The 17,119-nt window shown below is 39.2% G+C and carries 11 protein-coding genes; 8 read left to right on the top strand and 3 right to left on the bottom strand.

Going from position 1 to position 17,119, the window contains the following annotated elements; genetic code table 11:
- Positions 1-46 precede the first annotated feature (46 nt).
- Positions 47-1,801: an aspartate--tRNA ligase gene (gene aspS / locus P8O16_RS01160; RefSeq protein ID WP_300310012.1), complete on the top strand. Its 1,755-nt coding sequence runs from the start codon at positions 47-49 to the stop codon at positions 1,799-1,801.
- A 24-nt stretch (positions 1,802-1,825) separates the two neighbouring features.
- Here aspS and P8O16_RS01155 read toward each other — a convergent pair whose 3' ends face one another.
- Complete coding sequence (locus P8O16_RS01155) at positions 1,826-2,485, bottom strand: lysoplasmalogenase (RefSeq protein WP_367182791.1); 660 nt, start codon at positions 2,483-2,485, stop codon at positions 1,826-1,828.
- Between the two features lie 373 nt (positions 2,486-2,858).
- On the opposite strand from P8O16_RS01155, the gene P8O16_RS01150 reads away from it, so the two are divergent.
- The 7 genes from P8O16_RS01150 (at position 2,859) to P8O16_RS01120 (ending at position 15,438) form a co-directional block, all read left to right on the top strand.
- Positions 2,859-6,128, top strand: coding sequence for a TonB-dependent receptor (locus P8O16_RS01150; RefSeq protein ID WP_300310007.1), 3,270 nt, complete (start codon positions 2,859-2,861; stop codon positions 6,126-6,128).
- A 98-nt stretch (positions 6,129-6,226) separates the two neighbouring features.
- Complete coding sequence (locus tag P8O16_RS01145; RefSeq protein WP_300310005.1) at positions 6,227-7,300, top strand: DUF481 domain-containing protein; 1,074 nt, start codon at positions 6,227-6,229, stop codon at positions 7,298-7,300.
- A 322-nt stretch (positions 7,301-7,622) separates the two neighbouring features.
- Positions 7,623-8,408, top strand: a complete 786-nt coding sequence (locus P8O16_RS01140; protein ID WP_300310004.1) for an alpha/beta hydrolase — start codon at positions 7,623-7,625, stop codon at positions 8,406-8,408.
- A 16-nt stretch (positions 8,409-8,424) separates the two neighbouring features.
- Positions 8,425-9,501 (top strand): efflux RND transporter periplasmic adaptor subunit, encoded by a 1,077-nt coding sequence (locus P8O16_RS01135; protein ID WP_300310002.1) that lies wholly within the window; start codon positions 8,425-8,427, stop codon positions 9,499-9,501.
- A 1-nt stretch (position 9,502) separates the two neighbouring features.
- On the top strand, positions 9,503-12,565 hold the full coding sequence (locus P8O16_RS01130; protein WP_300310000.1) for an efflux RND transporter permease subunit: 3,063 nt from the start codon (positions 9,503-9,505) through the stop codon (positions 12,563-12,565).
- Positions 12,565-13,911 (top strand): TolC family protein, encoded by a 1,347-nt coding sequence (locus P8O16_RS01125; protein WP_300309997.1) that lies wholly within the window; start codon positions 12,565-12,567, stop codon positions 13,909-13,911. Before P8O16_RS01130 ends, P8O16_RS01125 begins: the two co-directional genes overlap by 1 nt.
- Positions 13,912-14,043: 132 nt before the next feature.
- A complete protein-coding gene (locus P8O16_RS01120; RefSeq protein WP_300309995.1) occupies positions 14,044-15,438 on the top strand; it encodes a transporter substrate-binding domain-containing protein in 1,395 nt (464 codons plus the stop codon).
- Here the strand turns inward: P8O16_RS01120 and P8O16_RS01115 are convergent.
- Positions 15,435-15,908 carry a RidA family protein gene (locus P8O16_RS01115; RefSeq protein WP_300309993.1) on the bottom strand — a complete coding sequence of 158 codons (474 nt, stop codon included), beginning with the start codon at positions 15,906-15,908 and terminating at the stop codon, positions 15,435-15,437. The two genes, P8O16_RS01120 and P8O16_RS01115, sit on opposite strands and share 4 nt — an antisense overlap.
- Positions 15,909-15,931: 23 nt before the next feature.
- The coding region (locus P8O16_RS01110) for a gluconate:H+ symporter (RefSeq protein ID WP_300309991.1) at positions 15,932-17,119 on the bottom strand (1,188 nt) is incomplete at its 5' end.

Genomic DNA, 17,119 nt, shown 5'->3' with positions numbered 1-17,119 from the left:
TCAAAGTCAATTCTTTATCTTTGACCTCCCAAAAAATGACAAAAAAATGCTTAGAACGCATACCTGTGGCGAATTACGCTTAGATCAAGTAAATCAAGAAGTGACACTAGCCGGCTGGGTACAGCGGGTTAGAAATAAAGGAGGGTTGATCTGGGTTGATCTTCGTGATCGCTATGGTCTGACTCAACTGATTTTTGAAGAAGAATCCACTGAAAAATCGGTGATTGAAAAAGCTGCCTCTTTGGGTAGGGAGTTTGTTGTTCAAGCGACTGGAAAAGTAATTGAAAGAACTGCTAAGAATGATAAAATTCCAACTGGAGATATCGAAATAAAAGTTTCTAAGTTGGAAGTTCTCAATGCTGCAAAAATTCCTCCTTTTATTATTGAGGATGAAACTGACGGCGGGGATGAGCTTCGAATGAAATACCGCTACTTGGATCTTCGAAGAAATGTGGTTCGTGAGAAATTGCAGCTGCGTCATCGAATGATGCAGGAGACTCGAAAATATATGGATGCGCAAGATTTCATTGAAGTGGAGACTCCTGTTTTAATCAAGTCTACTCCTGAAGGCGCAAGAGATTTTGTTGTACCATCCCGAGTAAATCCAGGTGAATTCTATGCCTTGCCTCAATCTCCTCAGACATTTAAGCAGTTGCTTATGGTCTCTGGTTTTGATCGCTATTTTCAGATTGTCAAGTGCTTTCGTGATGAAGATTTAAGAGCTGATCGGCAGCCTGAGTTTACTCAGATTGACTGTGAAATGGCTTTTGTAAATCAAGAGGATATTCTTTCCACGTTCGAAGGTTTGACAAAACATCTTTTCCGGGAGGTGAAGAAGGTAGAACTCGAGGAGGTGAAGCGGATGACTTATGCAGATGCCATGAAATATTATGGCAATGACAAGCCAGATCTTCGATTTGATATGAAGTTTGTCGAGCTCAATGAGTTGGTAAAAGGAAAAGGGTTCCCAATTTTTGACGATGCAGAATTAGTCATAGGAATCTGCGCTAAAGGAGCTGCTGAATATACTCGTAAGCAACTTGATGCATTAACTGATTGGGTCAAAAGGCCTCAGATTGGTGCCAAAGGACTGGTTTATGCGAAGTACAATCCAGATGGGACTATCAAATCTACGGTAGATAAGTTTTATTCCGCTGAAGACTTAAAAGGCTGGGCTGATGCATTTGGAGCAGAGCCGGGAGACTTAATGCTTTTATTAAGCGGTGATGCCAATACGGTACGAAAGCAACTTTCAGAATTACGTCTGAAAATGGGCGAGGAGCTTGGATTGCGTGATCGAAATATATTTAAACCACTTTGGGTAGTTGATTTTCCATTGTTGGAGTGGGATGAGGAGACAAAGCGATTCCATGCCATGCACCACCCATTCACCTCTCCAAAACGTGAGGATATACCTTTGCTAGAGACAGACCCAGGAGCTGTTCGTGCCAATGCCTATGATTTGGTAATTAATGGTGTTGAAATAGGAGGTGGATCGATCAGAATTCATGATCGTGGGACGCAGCAATTGATGTTTTCACATTTAGGGTTTACTCCAGAAGAGGCGCAAAAGCAATTTGGATTTCTGATGGAGGCCTTTGAATATGGAGCACCACCACACGGAGGTATCGCCTTTGGTTTTGACAGACTTTGCGCGATTTTCGGAGGCTCAGACTCCATCCGAGACTACATTGCTTTCCCGAAAAATAATTCAGGTCGAGATGTGATGATCGATTCTCCAAGTACAATAGCAGATGATCAGCTTGAAGAACTTTCAATTCGAGTAAGTTTAAAAAAATAATTAAAAGAGGCTTAGGCCTCTTTTTTATTGTGGTTGGATTAAATGTGCCCGAATTCCCATCACGATAAGCAGTTGAGCAATTGCATAGGTCCCCATCACGAGCACATCAGCTTCAGGAAATGAAATATAAAACCTATTGAGAGCAATCAGTCCATCTGAAATAAAAAACAGAGAAGCCCCGATAAATACTTGCCAAAATGAAGCGGGGTTACTTTTTCCAAATCGTTCTCTTGCCGTGGTGACCATGCTTACTATTGCGATCGTATATACAATTACAGGCATTTTGTAACCTCCAAGATTAGGATGGATCAGATAATATAAGTAGGCTGCTACCAAATAGATAGGTAGATTTATGAAGAAAGTTTTTACAAAATTATGATTGAAAAGTGATTCAGGTGCTTTTTGGGCTACTTTGAATCCAATGATGTAGCAAACTTGTGCAATCAAAAATGCACCCAAACCGAATAGAAAAAACTCTTCCCAAAGTAGTAGTATATCACCTATCCAGGAAAATAATAATGCAGAGAGAATTGTCCTTGTGAGAAGTGTAGAAAAAACTGTCCTACTTATCTGAAAAAAATATATTCCTAAAGACAAAATAACCAACGGTTTAGAAAAAAATCTTAACTCGTTATTATGCTCTAAAATAAACGCTATGTCCGTTAAAATGGCTATCAAAAACACGTAAAGCCAAATGATACCTTTTCTAGTCAATGGATGATTATTTTGAGTATAAAATTAATTCAAAATTTTGAAAACCTGAAATGACTAAAAACCAAATACTATTTTGATTTTCTATCATTTAACAATTTGATAATATTTAATAAAATCTACAGAATATTATTGGGAGAAAAGTAAAAATAAGTCCACTCATCGAAATTTTTGACCTTTCAAAATACTTTTTTATCGAATATTTCATGATTGCAATGTTAAGTTAATGTTAAGAAAAGTTAATTTTGTATGTGAAAACTTAACTTAAACTACCCAACCAATAATAATGGTGGTTTTACCTTTGTGTCGAATTACATTCAAACCAACTTACATAAATCAACAAATTATGAGGCAAAATTTACTTAAAAATTTATTGTCCTTGTTACTCTTGGTGTTGAGCACAGGAATCGCCTTCTCTCAAGGTGTAACCACTGCAAACATTCAAGGATCAGTAACTGACGAGACAGGTGAATCCCTTCCGGGAGCGAATATTGTGGCCACCCATCAGCCATCAGGTACCCGATATGGGGCAGTAAGTAACTTAGAAGGCCGTTTTGTACTTCCAAACATGAGAGTTGGCGGTCCTTACACAGTAGTTATTTCTTTTGTAGGCTACGAAGAGCGAGTATTCGAAGGAATCGTATTAGGATTGGGTTCAACCTATACTATAAATGCAGAACTATCTGATGGAATGGAACTTGAAGCAGTTGAAGTAATTGCAAGTAAAGATGCATTGATGAATTCGGATAGAACTGGAGCTGCTTTGAACTTGAATAACGATAAGATCAACTCTCTTCCTACAGTCAATAGAAGCATCAATGATTTCACTAGATTGACTCCTCAGTCTAATGGAACATCATTTGCAGGAACTTCAAGCAGATTCAATAATTACACCATAGATGGTAACATCTATAATAACAACTTCGGTCTTGGATCAGGACAATTTGCTGGTGCAAATCCGATATCACTTGATGCAATCGAGGAAGTTCAAGTTAACCTCGCTCCATTTGACGTTCGTCAAGGTGGTTTTACTGGTGCATCAGTTAATGCGATTACCAAATCAGGTACCAACGAATTTTCTGGTTCAGCTTATTATTTCCTAAGAAATGATCAAATGATTGGTGATAAAGTAGGTGATACTCGACTATCCGTCGGCGATTCTAAAAATGAGATTGCTGGATTTAGAGTTGGTGGCCCAATCATCAAAAACAAATTATTTTTCTTCGCTTCTTATGAGAAGGAAACAGAAGCTGTACCTAGCTTTAATAAAGTAGCTTCTCGTCCAGGACTTACGCCTGATGGTTTGACAATCTCTAGAGTGCCAGCCTCGGAATTGGAATTTGTATCCCAAAGGCTTTCACAGCTCTATGATTACGAAACTGGGCCTTACGAAAACTATTCATTTGCATCAGAGCAAGAGCGCTTTAATGCAAGATTGGATTGGAACTTAAATGACAACCATAAAGTATCTTTGAGATATAATAACTACACTGCTTTTACTGATGTGCCAACTAATGGTAACTCCATCAGATATATTTCTACTAGATATAGAAATACTACCAGAACTGGTATCGAAGCTATGAACTTCAGAAATGCAAACTATACCAATGACAGAAAAGTACAATCATGGGTGGCAGAAGTAAACTCGAGAATTGGAACAAATATGTCCAACCAAATTAACATTGGATATACTTCAATTACTGACCCCAAAAGAGGTATTCCAGGTGGCCAGAATTTCCCATTTATTGAAGTATTAGAGCCAGATGCTTCCGGTAATTTATTGTATTACATGTCTATGGGTAACGAATTGTTTACAGTAGGTAACTTACTTGAAAACAATATTTTCAACTTTACTGACAACTTCTCTATATACAAAGGAAAGCACACGTATACTTTCGGTGTTAACTTCGAGTATATGACTTTCAAGAATGCATTTAACCCGGTATTTAATGGGTTCTATAGATTCAATTCCTATGCGGACTTTGTAAGTACTGTGATTGATCGTACTCCAGGTGCTTACCCTGAAGCTTTTGCAAAAGGTTATGCATTGGACGGTTCTACTACACCTCCAGTGGATAATACCAATTTCGGTCAGTTTGGTATCTATGTACAAGATGAATATCAAATTAATCAAAATTTAAAAGTGACTGGTGGTCTAAGAGTTGATTTCCCATTCTATCCAATCAATATTCCAACCAATACTTTGTTGGATAATTTGAATAAAACGTTTGATACTCCTGACGGAACAATCACTCCTGACGTAAGCCAATTCCCTAAAGTGAATCCTCTATGGTCTCCAAGAGTAGGTTTTAATTGGGATGTAAATGGTGATAGATCTACACAAGTAAGAGGTGGAACAGGTATTTTCTCAGGACGTATTCCTTTCGTATGGTTGTCAAACCAGGTGAATGGTTCGGGTGTAGTAAGAGGTGGTCTTGGTTATGAGGGATCTGGTGTAGAAGCTGCTTTAGGACCAAACTATGTATTCAACCCAGATGTAACTTACGGTAATCCTGAGAATCCTGATCAGTCTCTTTCGAATGAGCTTAATTTAACAGATAGAAATTTCAAGCTTCCTCAAGTTTGGAGAACCAACTTTGCAGTGGATCAAGTACTACCTTTTGGGATAATTGGTACTTTAGAATTTATCTATTCTCAGGATGTATCTACTCCAATTGCTTACAATCCAGTGGTAAGAACTCCTGATGGAACGCTATCAGGTCCAGATGAACGACCTTATTGGAATGGAACTAACTATTCGAATGATTCCGACTTTAGAAACGTGTTCTATTTGACAAATGCCCGTGAGAAAGCAGATTATTACTCTATCACAGCTCAACTTCAAAAGCAATTTGATAACGGTTTCAGTGCAATGGTTGCTTACACAAGATCTAGATCTAGAGATTTAGATGCAGCAGGAGGATCACAAGCTATTTCACTATGGCCTGCAACTGTTCAGGTGGACAGAAATAATCCTGAATTAGGATTTGCAGGATTTGATATCCCTAATCGAGTGATAGGTTCATTGTCTTATCAGACAGATAATACTACAATTACATTGTTCTATGAAGGTTCTGATGCAGGTAGATTCTCTTATACTTATTCTGGAAATTTTGGAGATGCATCTAATAGATTGATGTATATTCCAACTAACGCAAATGAGTTGGTATTCCAAGAGTTTTCTGTTGGAGGAAGAACTATTACAGCAGCTGAGCAAGCACAATTGCTTAACGCTTACATCGATCAAGATGAGTATTTGAGTCAAAACAGAGGTTCGATTGCTGAAAGAAATGGTGCTTTGAGACCTTTTGTAAATCGTTTTGACCTTAGAATCACTGAGGATCTTGTTCTTTCTAAAGACAAGAAAAACAAACTTCAGTTCTCTATCGATATCCTTAACATTGGTAACTTATTCAACTCTTCTTGGGGAATTCAGAAATTCGCTTTCCAAGAAAATCTCTTGAATTATAGAGGAGTAAATAGTTCTGGTCAGCCTCAATACAGACTGAACACCATTCCAGGAACAAGTAACTTCCCAACTCAAACCTTCAGAACCTCAACTTCTTTAGGTGATACTTGGAGAATGCAACTTGGAGTTAGGTATATATTTAACTAATCCTTACAAGTTTTCAATTAAAAACACCCCAAATTCGGGGTGTTTTTTTTTGCTTTGTTCATCCTAATTCAATTTATTATTTGATCAAATTCTGCGATATGAAAAAATTTCTAATTTTAATATTTTTCGCTTTTTCAGTAGGATCACATGCACAGACTGATTCTCTTATTTTAAGTAACAATGATTTGATCGTCGGAGAGGTAAAAAGTATGGATAAGGGGGTATTGATTATAGAGACGGATTATTCCGATTCAGATTTTAAAGTTTCTTGGTCTGGAGTAAAGAAAATAATTTCAAAGACAAAATTCCTGATTACACTTTCCTCTGGAAAACGCTATAACGGAAGCATTAATAGTGTCGATTCGCTTCATGCGATTATAGATACCTATGATCCACAAGAGTTGCTAAATATTTCCCTGAAAAAGAAAAAGGAGGATAAAAATCTAGAAAAACCATTGGGGGGTAAAGTACAGGTTGATCTGCAGGAAGTTGTTTATTTGAATGCCCTTGATGATGGTTTTTGGAGCAGATTATCTGCTAATATTGACCTTGGCTGGAGTGTTACTAAAGCAAATAACTTAAAGCAGTTCAGTGTTAGAAGCGGGTTGGGGTACTTAGCGGACCGTTGGAAATTAGGTTCCTCCTTCAATTCACTACGATCAAATCAAGATGGAGTCGAACCCGTAAAACGTACCGATGCAGATATTACATTTAATTTCTTCTTACCAAAAGATTGGTTTCTCCTTTATAATATCACCTTCTTATCAAATACTGAGCAGTTGATTCGATTGCGAACAGGTAATAAAGTCGGGGTTGGTAAATACGTTATTCATACTAATAAGACCTATTTCGGATTTCAAGCCGGTGTTAACTTTAACAATGAAACTTATTTTGATGATTCACCAAACAGAAGATCAGGGGAAGCATTTATCGGTTCAGAATTGAACTTATATGATATCGGAGATTTGAATTTACTTACCCAAGTAGTAGCCTACCCAAGCTTTACTGAAGAAGGCCGTTTTAGAACAGACTTTAAGTTTGATTTGAAATACGACTTTCCAAAAGATATCTATCTAAAGCTGGGAACTACCTTAAACTGTGACAATCAGCCGATAGAAGGTGCTACAGCATTGGATTATGTCTTCCAGACTACCATTGGTTGGAGTTTATGAGTAATAAGTTGTTTTATGAAGGTTTTTTTAAATAGCTGAACTTTGGATTCCCTTGGTAATTGATTCTCAGTAAATGATTTGGAAAAATGGAAATTTTTGAATGGATATTTATACAACAGCCTTTTTGACGAAATAAAACACCCTTTTAGTATCTCGTCTAAATCTTATGAATTTATTTTTATGAAAAACTTAGGATAGATATCCCATTATTTTTCCTTTGATGTTTAAGATTTGCCTCCAGTACTTTTTATGAAAAAGATGCTATAAATACTCGTAATTTTACTTTTCAGAACCATTCACTAGTTGCTTGAGTTAACCTTCCATGTTGTATTACAAGAAATTTGACCATCAAACGAGTAAAGAATGGGTAGTTTTTATCCATGGCGCAGGAGGTTCCTCTGCAGTATGGTACAAGCAGTTGAAGGATTTCAAAAAACAATTTAATCTTTTACTCATTGATCTGAGAGGTCATGGCAAATCTGTGGATCTCCCAAAAGCGATCTATAATGAGGAATACACCTTCACTGCTGTTACTGAAGATATTATTGAAGTGCTCGATGAATTACAGATTCCGCCTGCGCATTTCATGGGAGTTTCTCTCGGAACAATATTGGTCAGGCAATTGGCAGAATTAGAAAAACATAGGGTAAAATCGCTTGTATTAGCAGGCGCAGTAACCAGATTGACAACCCAATCGAGAATCTTGGTTTTTCTAGGAAACGCCTTTAAGCGAATCATTCCTTTTATGTGGCTTTATAAGCTCTTCGCTTTTGTCATTATGCCAAGAAAGCAGCATGCTGAATCTCGGAATCTATTTATCCAAGAAGCCCAGAAACTTTGCCAGAAAGAGTTTATTCGATGGTTCAAACTTACCAAAGATATAAATCCATTATTGAGATATTTCAAAGAGTCAGATCTTGGGATTCCAACATTGTATGTCATGGGTGATCAAGATGTAATGTTTTTGGAGCCAGTAAGGCACATTATTAAATCTCATAAAAATTCAATATTAACCATTCTAGAAAAATGTGGGCATGTGGTGAACGTCGAACGTCCCTACGAATTCAATCATTTATCGCTTGCATTTATTCAAAATCACAGTAATTAAGCTCCAACTATTCTAAATGAATAAGCAAACCAAAACCCTATTAATCGTAGCATTAGTCGCCATTATCGCGGTCATTTACATTTATCCAAGATGGAACAGTGGTACTAATTCAGGCCCGGCTGCTCCTTCTGGTCCTCCGGCAGGAGCTACAGAATTACCAGTCACGGTAATTACGTTAAAAAAGGAAACGTTGAAGAATCAACTGAACGTAACTGGGACTATTCTTCCCAATGAATCGGTATCACTGAGACCTGAAGTTTCAGGCTTGGTCACGAGGATTACCTTCAAAGAAGGACAATATGTCTCCAAAGGTACGCCGTTACTTTATTTGAATGACAATGATCTTCAGGCACAATATCAAAAATTAGAGTATACCCAAAAGCTATTCGAAAGTCAGGAGAATCGTCAGAAACAACTTTTAGCACGTGAAGCTATCAGCCAGGAAGAATATGACATCGTCTTGAACCAATACAACACAACACTCTCAGATCTGAAATTAGTAGAAGCTCAAATCCAAAAGACTATTGTCAGAGCTCCATTTAATGGGGTATTGGGTCTTCGCCAGGTCAGTGAAGGTAGTGTGATTGGGTCCAATGATATTATAGCAACTGTAGTAAGCATGGATCCTATTAAAATTGAATTTTCTATTCCAGAGCGATATGCAAACATGGTAGAAGTTGGTGCTCCGGTTTTCTTCTCAAGTGAGGCAACCAAGGATGAGGCAGAAGGTAAAGTTTATGCTTTTGAACCACAAATCGATGCAGCTACCCGGACCTTGAAACTAAGAGCTCAAAGCTCTAATAAAGGAGGTAAATTCCTTCCAGGAATGTTTGTTAAGATTCGATTTGTATTAGGCGAAATAGATGATGCATTAATGGTGCCTGCAGAATCGGTAATTCCGGAGCTTCAAGGTTATAAAGTCTTTGTGGTAGGAAAGGACCAAAAGGCTGAAGAACGAAGTGTAGAAATAGGAACTCGTACCGAAAGTCAAGTTCAAATCACTAAGGGTCTGGAAGAAGGAGATATGGTACTTACATCAGGTGTGCTTCAGGCTCGGCCTGGGTCCCCTTTGAAAATCACAAATACAAACTAATATGGCAAGTCTTTCTAGTTTGAGTATCAATAGGCCAGTATTGGCCATCGTGATGTCGATAACAATCGTTCTTTTTGGAGTGATTGGTATCAGTTTACTCGGCATACGAGAATATCCAAGCGTGGATCCACCAGTAATTTCTGTCAGGACTGCTTATACAGGTGCCAATGCAGATGTCATCGAAGCCCAGATTACCGAGCCACTCGAAGAGGCTATTAATGGTATTCAAGGGATCAAGTCCATGAGCTCTACCAGTAATGATGGAACTAGTAATATTACCGTAGAATTTGATGTCGGAGCTGATCTTGAAGCTGCGGCAAATGATGTCCGGGATAAAGTTGCAGGAGCTCAGCGAAATTTGCCACCTGATGCTGAACCTCCAGTAGTATCTAAAGCTGATGCTGATTCCAACCCAATCATTTATTTGAGTGTCCAGAGTGAAGTCAGAAGTCTTCTTGACGTTTCCTATTTGGCAGATAATATTTTCAAAGAGCGACTTCAGACTATCCCTGGTGTAAGTAGAGTACAGATTTGGGGAGATAAGGAATATGCCATCCGTCTCCGTATGGATCCCCTTAAAATGGCATCCTACGGAGTGACTCCTTTAGATGTTCTCCAAAAAGTACAGAGTGAAAATGTTGAATTACCTTCTGGAAGAATCGAAGGATCAACCATTGAATTATCGGTAAGGACAAAAAGCCGTTTGAGTTCACCGATGGAATTCAATGACTTGATTATTAAAGAAGATCAAAATAATATTGTTCGTTTTCAAGATATTGGCAAAGCAGAACTTACCGCTTTGAATGAGCGAACAGTTTTGAAAAGCGACAATACTCCAATGGTTGTGGTAGTTCTAGTACCCTTACCTGGATCAAACAGTATTGAGATCGCGGATGAATTCTACAAGAGAGTTGAAAGCATTAAAAAAGATCTTCCTTCAGATGTAACAATCGAAGTTACTTATGATGCGACTAAATACATTCGAAATTCAATAGCTGAAGTACAAGAGACGATAGTTATTGCCTTCTTTTTGGTGGTTGCAATCATCTTCCTATTTCTTAGAGATTGGAGAACGACTTTCATTCCAGTCTTGACAATTCCTATTTCCTTAATCGGAGTGTTCTTCATCATGTATTTGATGGATTTTTCTATCAATGTCTTGACACTTTTGGGGATTGTTCTCTCCATAGGCTTGGTGGTTGATGATGCCATTGTCGTTTTGGAGAATATTTATACCCGAATAGAGAAGGGAGAAAATCCACAAGAAGCTGCAGAAAAAGGATCTGAGGAAATTTTCTTTGCAGTTATAGCTACTACAGTTGCTTTGGCAGCGGTATTTCTTCCGGTGATTTTCCTGACGGGAACGACGGGAAGACTCTTCAAAGAATTTGGAATTGTAGTGGCTGGGGCCGTGATAATCTCCTCCTTCGTAGCATTGACTATGACCCCGATGCTAAGCTCTAAATTGCTCAAAAGAAGAGAAAAGCATAATGCGTTTTACAATTTTACTGAGCCCGGATTTGTCTGGATCAACAATCAGTATGATAAAGCCTTAACCGGATTTATGAAAGTTCGTTGGGTTGCATTTGTATTCATTGGATTGATGGGATTTGGGATTTATTGGTTATTCAACAATATCCAAACAGAGCTAGCCCCAACCGAAGATCGGGGAGAAATACGAATCAATATGGCTGGTCCTGAGGGAGCAACTTTTGGCTATATGGATCCGGTAATCGATCAATTGACCCGTGATTTCATGGAGGAAATACCACAGGAAGAACGAATCAGAATGATTAGTGTGACTTCACCAGGTTTTGGTACTGCAAGTACTAATTCTGGGTTTATCCGAATGATTCTGACAGATGCGGATAAGCGAGAAAGATCCCAACAACAGATCTATGATCAAGTTAACCAGAAGCTGAGAACCATTACTTCTGTTAGGGCTTTTGCTTCTCAAGCACAGTCTATTGGAGATCGGCGAGGTGGTCTTCCAGTGCAATACGTCATACAAGCACCGACCTTGGACAAATTGAAAGCGGTCATACCTACCTTTTTGGAAGAGACCAGTCAAAGTCCTGCCTTTATTTTCTCTGATATAAATTTGAAATTCACCAAGCCTGAGTTAGAGATTGAGATCGATCGTGAGAAAGCAAGAAATGTTGGTGTTTCTGTACAGGAAATCGCTCGTACGCTTCAGCTTTCTTACTCAGGGCAGCGATTTGCCTACTTTATCCGAGAAGGAAAGCAATATCAGGTAGTAGGTGAAATGCAAATTCAAGATAGAAATGAGCCGGTTAATCTTCGGATGCTTTATGTAAGAGCAGACAATGGCGAGCTAATTCAACTGGATAACCTTGTCCGTGTAGTGGAAAAAAGTACGCCACCACAATTGTATAGATATAATAGATTCGTAAGCGCGACGGTTTCAGCTAATCTTGCTGAAGGATATACCATTGGAAATGGATTGGATGAAATGGATCGAATAGCGGCTAAAGTCCTTGATGATTCTTTCTCTACAGATGTGGCTGGACCTTCCAAGGAATTTCGAGAAAGCTCCAATAGCTTGCTATTCGCTTTCATTTTTGCTTTGATTTTGATTTATCTAGTTCTTTCTGCTCAGTTTGAGAGCTTTAGAGATCCTTTGACGATCATGTTTACCGTACCACTTGCGCTCTTTGGAGCCTTGTTCACGCTATGGTTTTTCGGCTATACCTTGAATATTTTCAGCCAGATTGGAATTATCATGTTGATTGGATTGGTGACAAAAAATGGAATTCTAATCGTTGAATTTGCAAATCAGCGAAAAGCACAAGGAATGGATGTTAACGAAGCAATCTTTGGAGCAGCTGTCGCCAGATTCCGACCGATTCTAATGACTAGTTTATCAACTATCCTTGGTATTCTTCCAATTGCTTTGGCACTTGGAGCAGGAGCGGAAAGCCGAGTGCCAATGGGAGCGACTGTAATTGGAGGATTGGCGTTAGCGACTATCTTGACTTTATTTATTATCCCAGCTATTTACACATACTTGACTTCAAAAGAAGCTAGACTAGCACGAATTTAATGAAGAGAATTACCCTATTGCTCTTATTGAGTAGCATTTCTACCTGTTTATTTGCCCAAAGTGAAGAATCTCTTGATTTGGAAAAGGCGATTCAAATGGGTCTGGAAAACAATTTGCAGGTGAAAATTGCAGTGGAAACTATTACGCTACGCGAAGGAGATGAAAAAATTGGCACTGGAGATTTATTTTTACCTCGAGTCGATGCGACTTATCTGAGAAACTTCAGTAAGGAGGACGTCACTCAAAAATTTGTAAACGATCCTGAGCCTAGACAGATAGACAATGCGAAATCGAGAAATGAAAATTTCACCGTAGCAGCGATTTATGGCTTTAGGCCAGAGAGCTTTATTGTCATGAAGCGCCTAGGCCAACTTACAGAGATCTCTGAGCTAGAGACCAAAGTTGTGGTAGAGAATACTGTTGCCGGAATCTCTTCAGCTTATTACAGACTAGTGCTGGAGCTACAACGCTACGAAGTCCTTAAAAATACTTTGGAGCTCAGCCAATCCAGATTAGATATTGCACAGGCTCAGTACGAACTCGGCGGTGCAGGCAAGAGAGATTTTCTGACTGCTCAGGTAGATTACAATTCAGATTTGACTTTGCTTTTGACCCAAGAGCAGATTATCCAAAATGCTCGGGTGAATCTAAATGAATTGATGGCATTGGACCCGAATGTCAAATTCACTGTGAAAGACACGATTTTGATTGGTGATCCTCTTCTTCTTCTTGATTTGGAGGAAAATGCATTTACCGAAAACAAGAATTTATTGATTGCCCAGCGAGCAGAAAATGTTGCATTTCTTCAAATGAAGGAACTTCGTGCTTCTAGATTACCAATCTTAAATCTAAATGGGAATTACGTTAATAACACTTCCAATTCAGATGCAGGATTTTTGATTCAGAATCAGCGTCAAGGATTCAATGGTGGAGGTAATATCACTGTGAATCTATTCAGTGGATTGACACTGAATAGACGAATCCAAAATGCAAAGGTCCAACAAAAGATCCAGTCTTATGCGACTGACCAATTTGAAGTGCAACTCAAATCGGATATTCATCGGTCTTACAATACCTATCTGACGAACAAGAACCTTCTTGAGGTAGAAAAGAAGAACTATCAAACTGCAAAAGAAAGTACAGAAATAGCCTTGGAGAGATTCCGTTTGGGAATTTCTTCTTATCTCGAATTCAGAGATGCACAGGTTAACTTGCTTACTGCCCAGAATCGTTTGATTACTTCCATTTTCAATATTAAGGAACAAGAAATTGAGCTTAGAAGACTTTCTGGGAAAATTTTCTTCCAGAATAGTTTTGCCCCTTTTGACATTCCTGCAGAAAATTAAATATACTGGGCAGCTGAAAATACGGCTGCCCATTTTTTTATTTGCTTTTTTTAACAATTCCTTACTTTTTCTTTTGGCATAGCATTTGCCAAATGGGCTTCAGAACATCCTGGGTTTCAGTGACCCAACTTAATGAAAAGAGCCTCTATTCTATTTACTTTAGTTTTTGTACTTCTTTTCTTTGGGGTACAATGTACTTTCCTCGAGAAGAATTTCGGGGTCAAATTGACTAAAGATACCTATATCCTTGATCTCCCTGGAATTCAAAAGAGAGGATTTATCCGCGCAGCGGTAGATAATAACACCACAGGTTATTATATCTATCGAGGGAGAAGGATGGGTTACGAGTACGAATTGCTAAGAGATCTTGCCAAGCGATTGGATGTACAATTAAGACTGGTGTTGGTTTCTGATATTGATGCGGCCTTTGATTTCTTAGAAAATGGAAAGGTTGATTTGATTGCGATGAATCTGGAAGAGAATCCTCAGCGAGCCCTAGGAAATTCCTTTTCTATTCCCCTTGGTAATATGAAAACCCTTCTGGTTGGACGTGAAAAAGAAGGGAAAATCAAATCTTGGGAGCAGTTAGCAAATGATACCATCTTTGTAAGAGAAGGGACTGTGTATCAAAGTAAACTAACTGCTATAAAAGATTCCCTTAATCTCGCATTTACGGTAAAAGCATCTAAAGATCAAGAAGAAGTACTGATAGATCAAGTTGTAAATGGTCAAATCAAATGGACTGTTGCCGATCAAAATATTGCGATGGCAAATGCTACCTATTATGAGGGCTTGGATATTTCTTGGAAAATAAGCGATGAGGGAAAAGTTGCCTGGGTCGTTCGTGAAAACTCACCGATTCTGCTAGAAAAACTGAATGAGTGGATGGTGGAAAAGCAAAAGCGATTTATTCCAGACCTTTATTCAAAGTACTTTAGAAACTCAAAAAACTCTTATTTCCGAAATACAAGTCCTTTCTCTTCCCTTGCAGGAAATCAAATTTCCGAATACGATGAAATAATCAAAGTGGGAGCAGAGCAACTGGGGTGGGACTGGAGATTACTTGCCTCATTAGTATATAAAGAATCGAGGTTTGATACTACGGCTACTTCCTATGCCGGTGCCCAGGGTTTACTTCAATTAATGCCTGTAACTCTGGAACGTTTTGGAGTCACCAATCCAAATGACCCGCAAGAGTCACTTCTTGGAGGTGTCAGATATCTTCGCTATTTGGATAAGTTTTGGATTGAACGAGTACCTGATGTCAATGAGCGATTGAAATTTATCCTCGCTTCATACAACATTGGTCACGGGCATGTCGAAGATGCCTGGAGACTTACTCTGAAATATGGAAAAAGTACTCAGAGCTGGTCCGAAGTATCTCAATTCTTAGAATTGAAAAGTGACCCAGAATATTACAAAGATCCAGTTGTCAAAAGCGGTTTTGCAAAAGGGCACCTTGCCGTCAACTACGTCAAGGATGTCCTAAGTATTTTCCAATCGTACAAATCCCTAGTGGAGCATTAAGCTCCCTCGTGAAGCTCGAACATAGCCTCGATTTCTACTGGTATATTATCAGGCAATGAACCCATTCCTACTGCAGACCGTACCCCTATTCCATTTTCTTCGCCCCAAACTTGGGCAAATAATTCGCTGGCGCCATTGATGATATAGGGGTGCTTTTCAAAAGTGGATATACAATTTACCATCCCGAGCACTTTGATTACTTTTTTGACTCGATTCAGAGAACCTAGATTGGCTTTGATAGTCGCCAGCATAGCCAATCCCACTTGTCTTGCGGCAAGTTTTCCATGTTCTTGATCCATGTCTTCACCGATTCTTCCGATGATCAATGTGCCGTCTGATTGGACGGTTCCGTGACCGGAGAGGTAGAGATATTTGCCATCCACAAGACAAGGCTTGTACACTCCTAAGGGCTTTGGAGCAGGCGGTAATGTTAATCCAGTTTTAGTGAAGTTACTTTCGGGGGTTTCCATTATATTCTATTTAAGAGTTGAATTTATACGAAAAGGTCAAGAATTAACACTCCGGCAAGTCCTATGACTGCTACGAGTGTCTCCATCAAGGACCAAGATTTGATGGTATCTTTGATGCTCACGTTGAAGAATTCCTTATACATCCAGAATCCGGCATCGTTGAAATGAGAAAACATTAAACTCCCAGCACCTATTGACAGCACAAGAAGATTTGGATCTACATTCATTGTAGTCACTAGTGGGGCGATTATGCCCGCTGTGGTCAATCCAGCTACGGTTGCAGATCCTACACAAACTCGAATGATTGCTGTGATGATCCATGCTAGGATCAGCGGATGAATATCCCAAGTCTGCAAGCTTTCTGCAATCACTTGACTTACTCCGGTATCCGTAAATATTTGTTTCAAAGCTCCGGCACCTGCCACTATCAGCAATATCATTGCGATATCTTTGGTAGCTATAGTGTAGATATCCATGAGCTGAGGCATGCTGAATTTGCGGCGCAAACCCAAGGTGTAGGTCGCTACCAAAACCGAGATCAACATTACAATACCCGGATTGGAGATGAAGCCAATCAGCTTTGCAAATGGACTCTCTTCGGGTGTATTTAAGCTGAGTGCTGTCGTGCCTACTAGGAGGAAAACAGGTAATAAAGCAGTTAAAAAGCTATTTGTTTTTCCTGGTAGTTGTTCTTCAGGTTTGGTTTCTGCCTGAAAAGTCTTTAATGGTTTTGCCTCAATATTTTTAAGTGTTCTGGTGAAAATAGGTCCTGCAATGATGATGGTAGGGATTGCGATTAAGAATCCGTAAAAAAGAGTCAGGCCCATATTGGCTTCAAATTGGGCTACAAGTGCAGCAGGTGAAGGGTGTGGCGGTAAAAATCCATGCGTTACAGATAATGCGGCCAACAGTGGAATCCCTACATAGACTGCAGATATTTTATACTGATATGCTACGGTAAATGCTAAGGGTACCAAGAGGACGAAGCCCACATTATAAAAGAGTGGGATTCCTACAATCAGACCGGTTAGAGACATAGCCCAAGTGATGTATTTTTCTCCAAAGATTTTCATCAGGGTTCCTGCGATACGCTGTGCAGCCCCTGACTCCGCGACTAGCTTGCCTAGCATCGCACCCATTACGATGACGATAACCAGGTCCCCGAGGAGATTCCCCATACCTTTCTGTACAGATCCCGCAATCTGATCTGC

Source organism: Algoriphagus sp., from assembly GCF_029254265.1.
GTDB lineage: Bacteria > Bacteroidota > Bacteroidia > Cytophagales > Cyclobacteriaceae > Algoriphagus.
The sequence above is the reverse complement of the archived record's forward strand: the minus strand, read 5'-3'. Positions and strand labels throughout refer to the sequence as shown.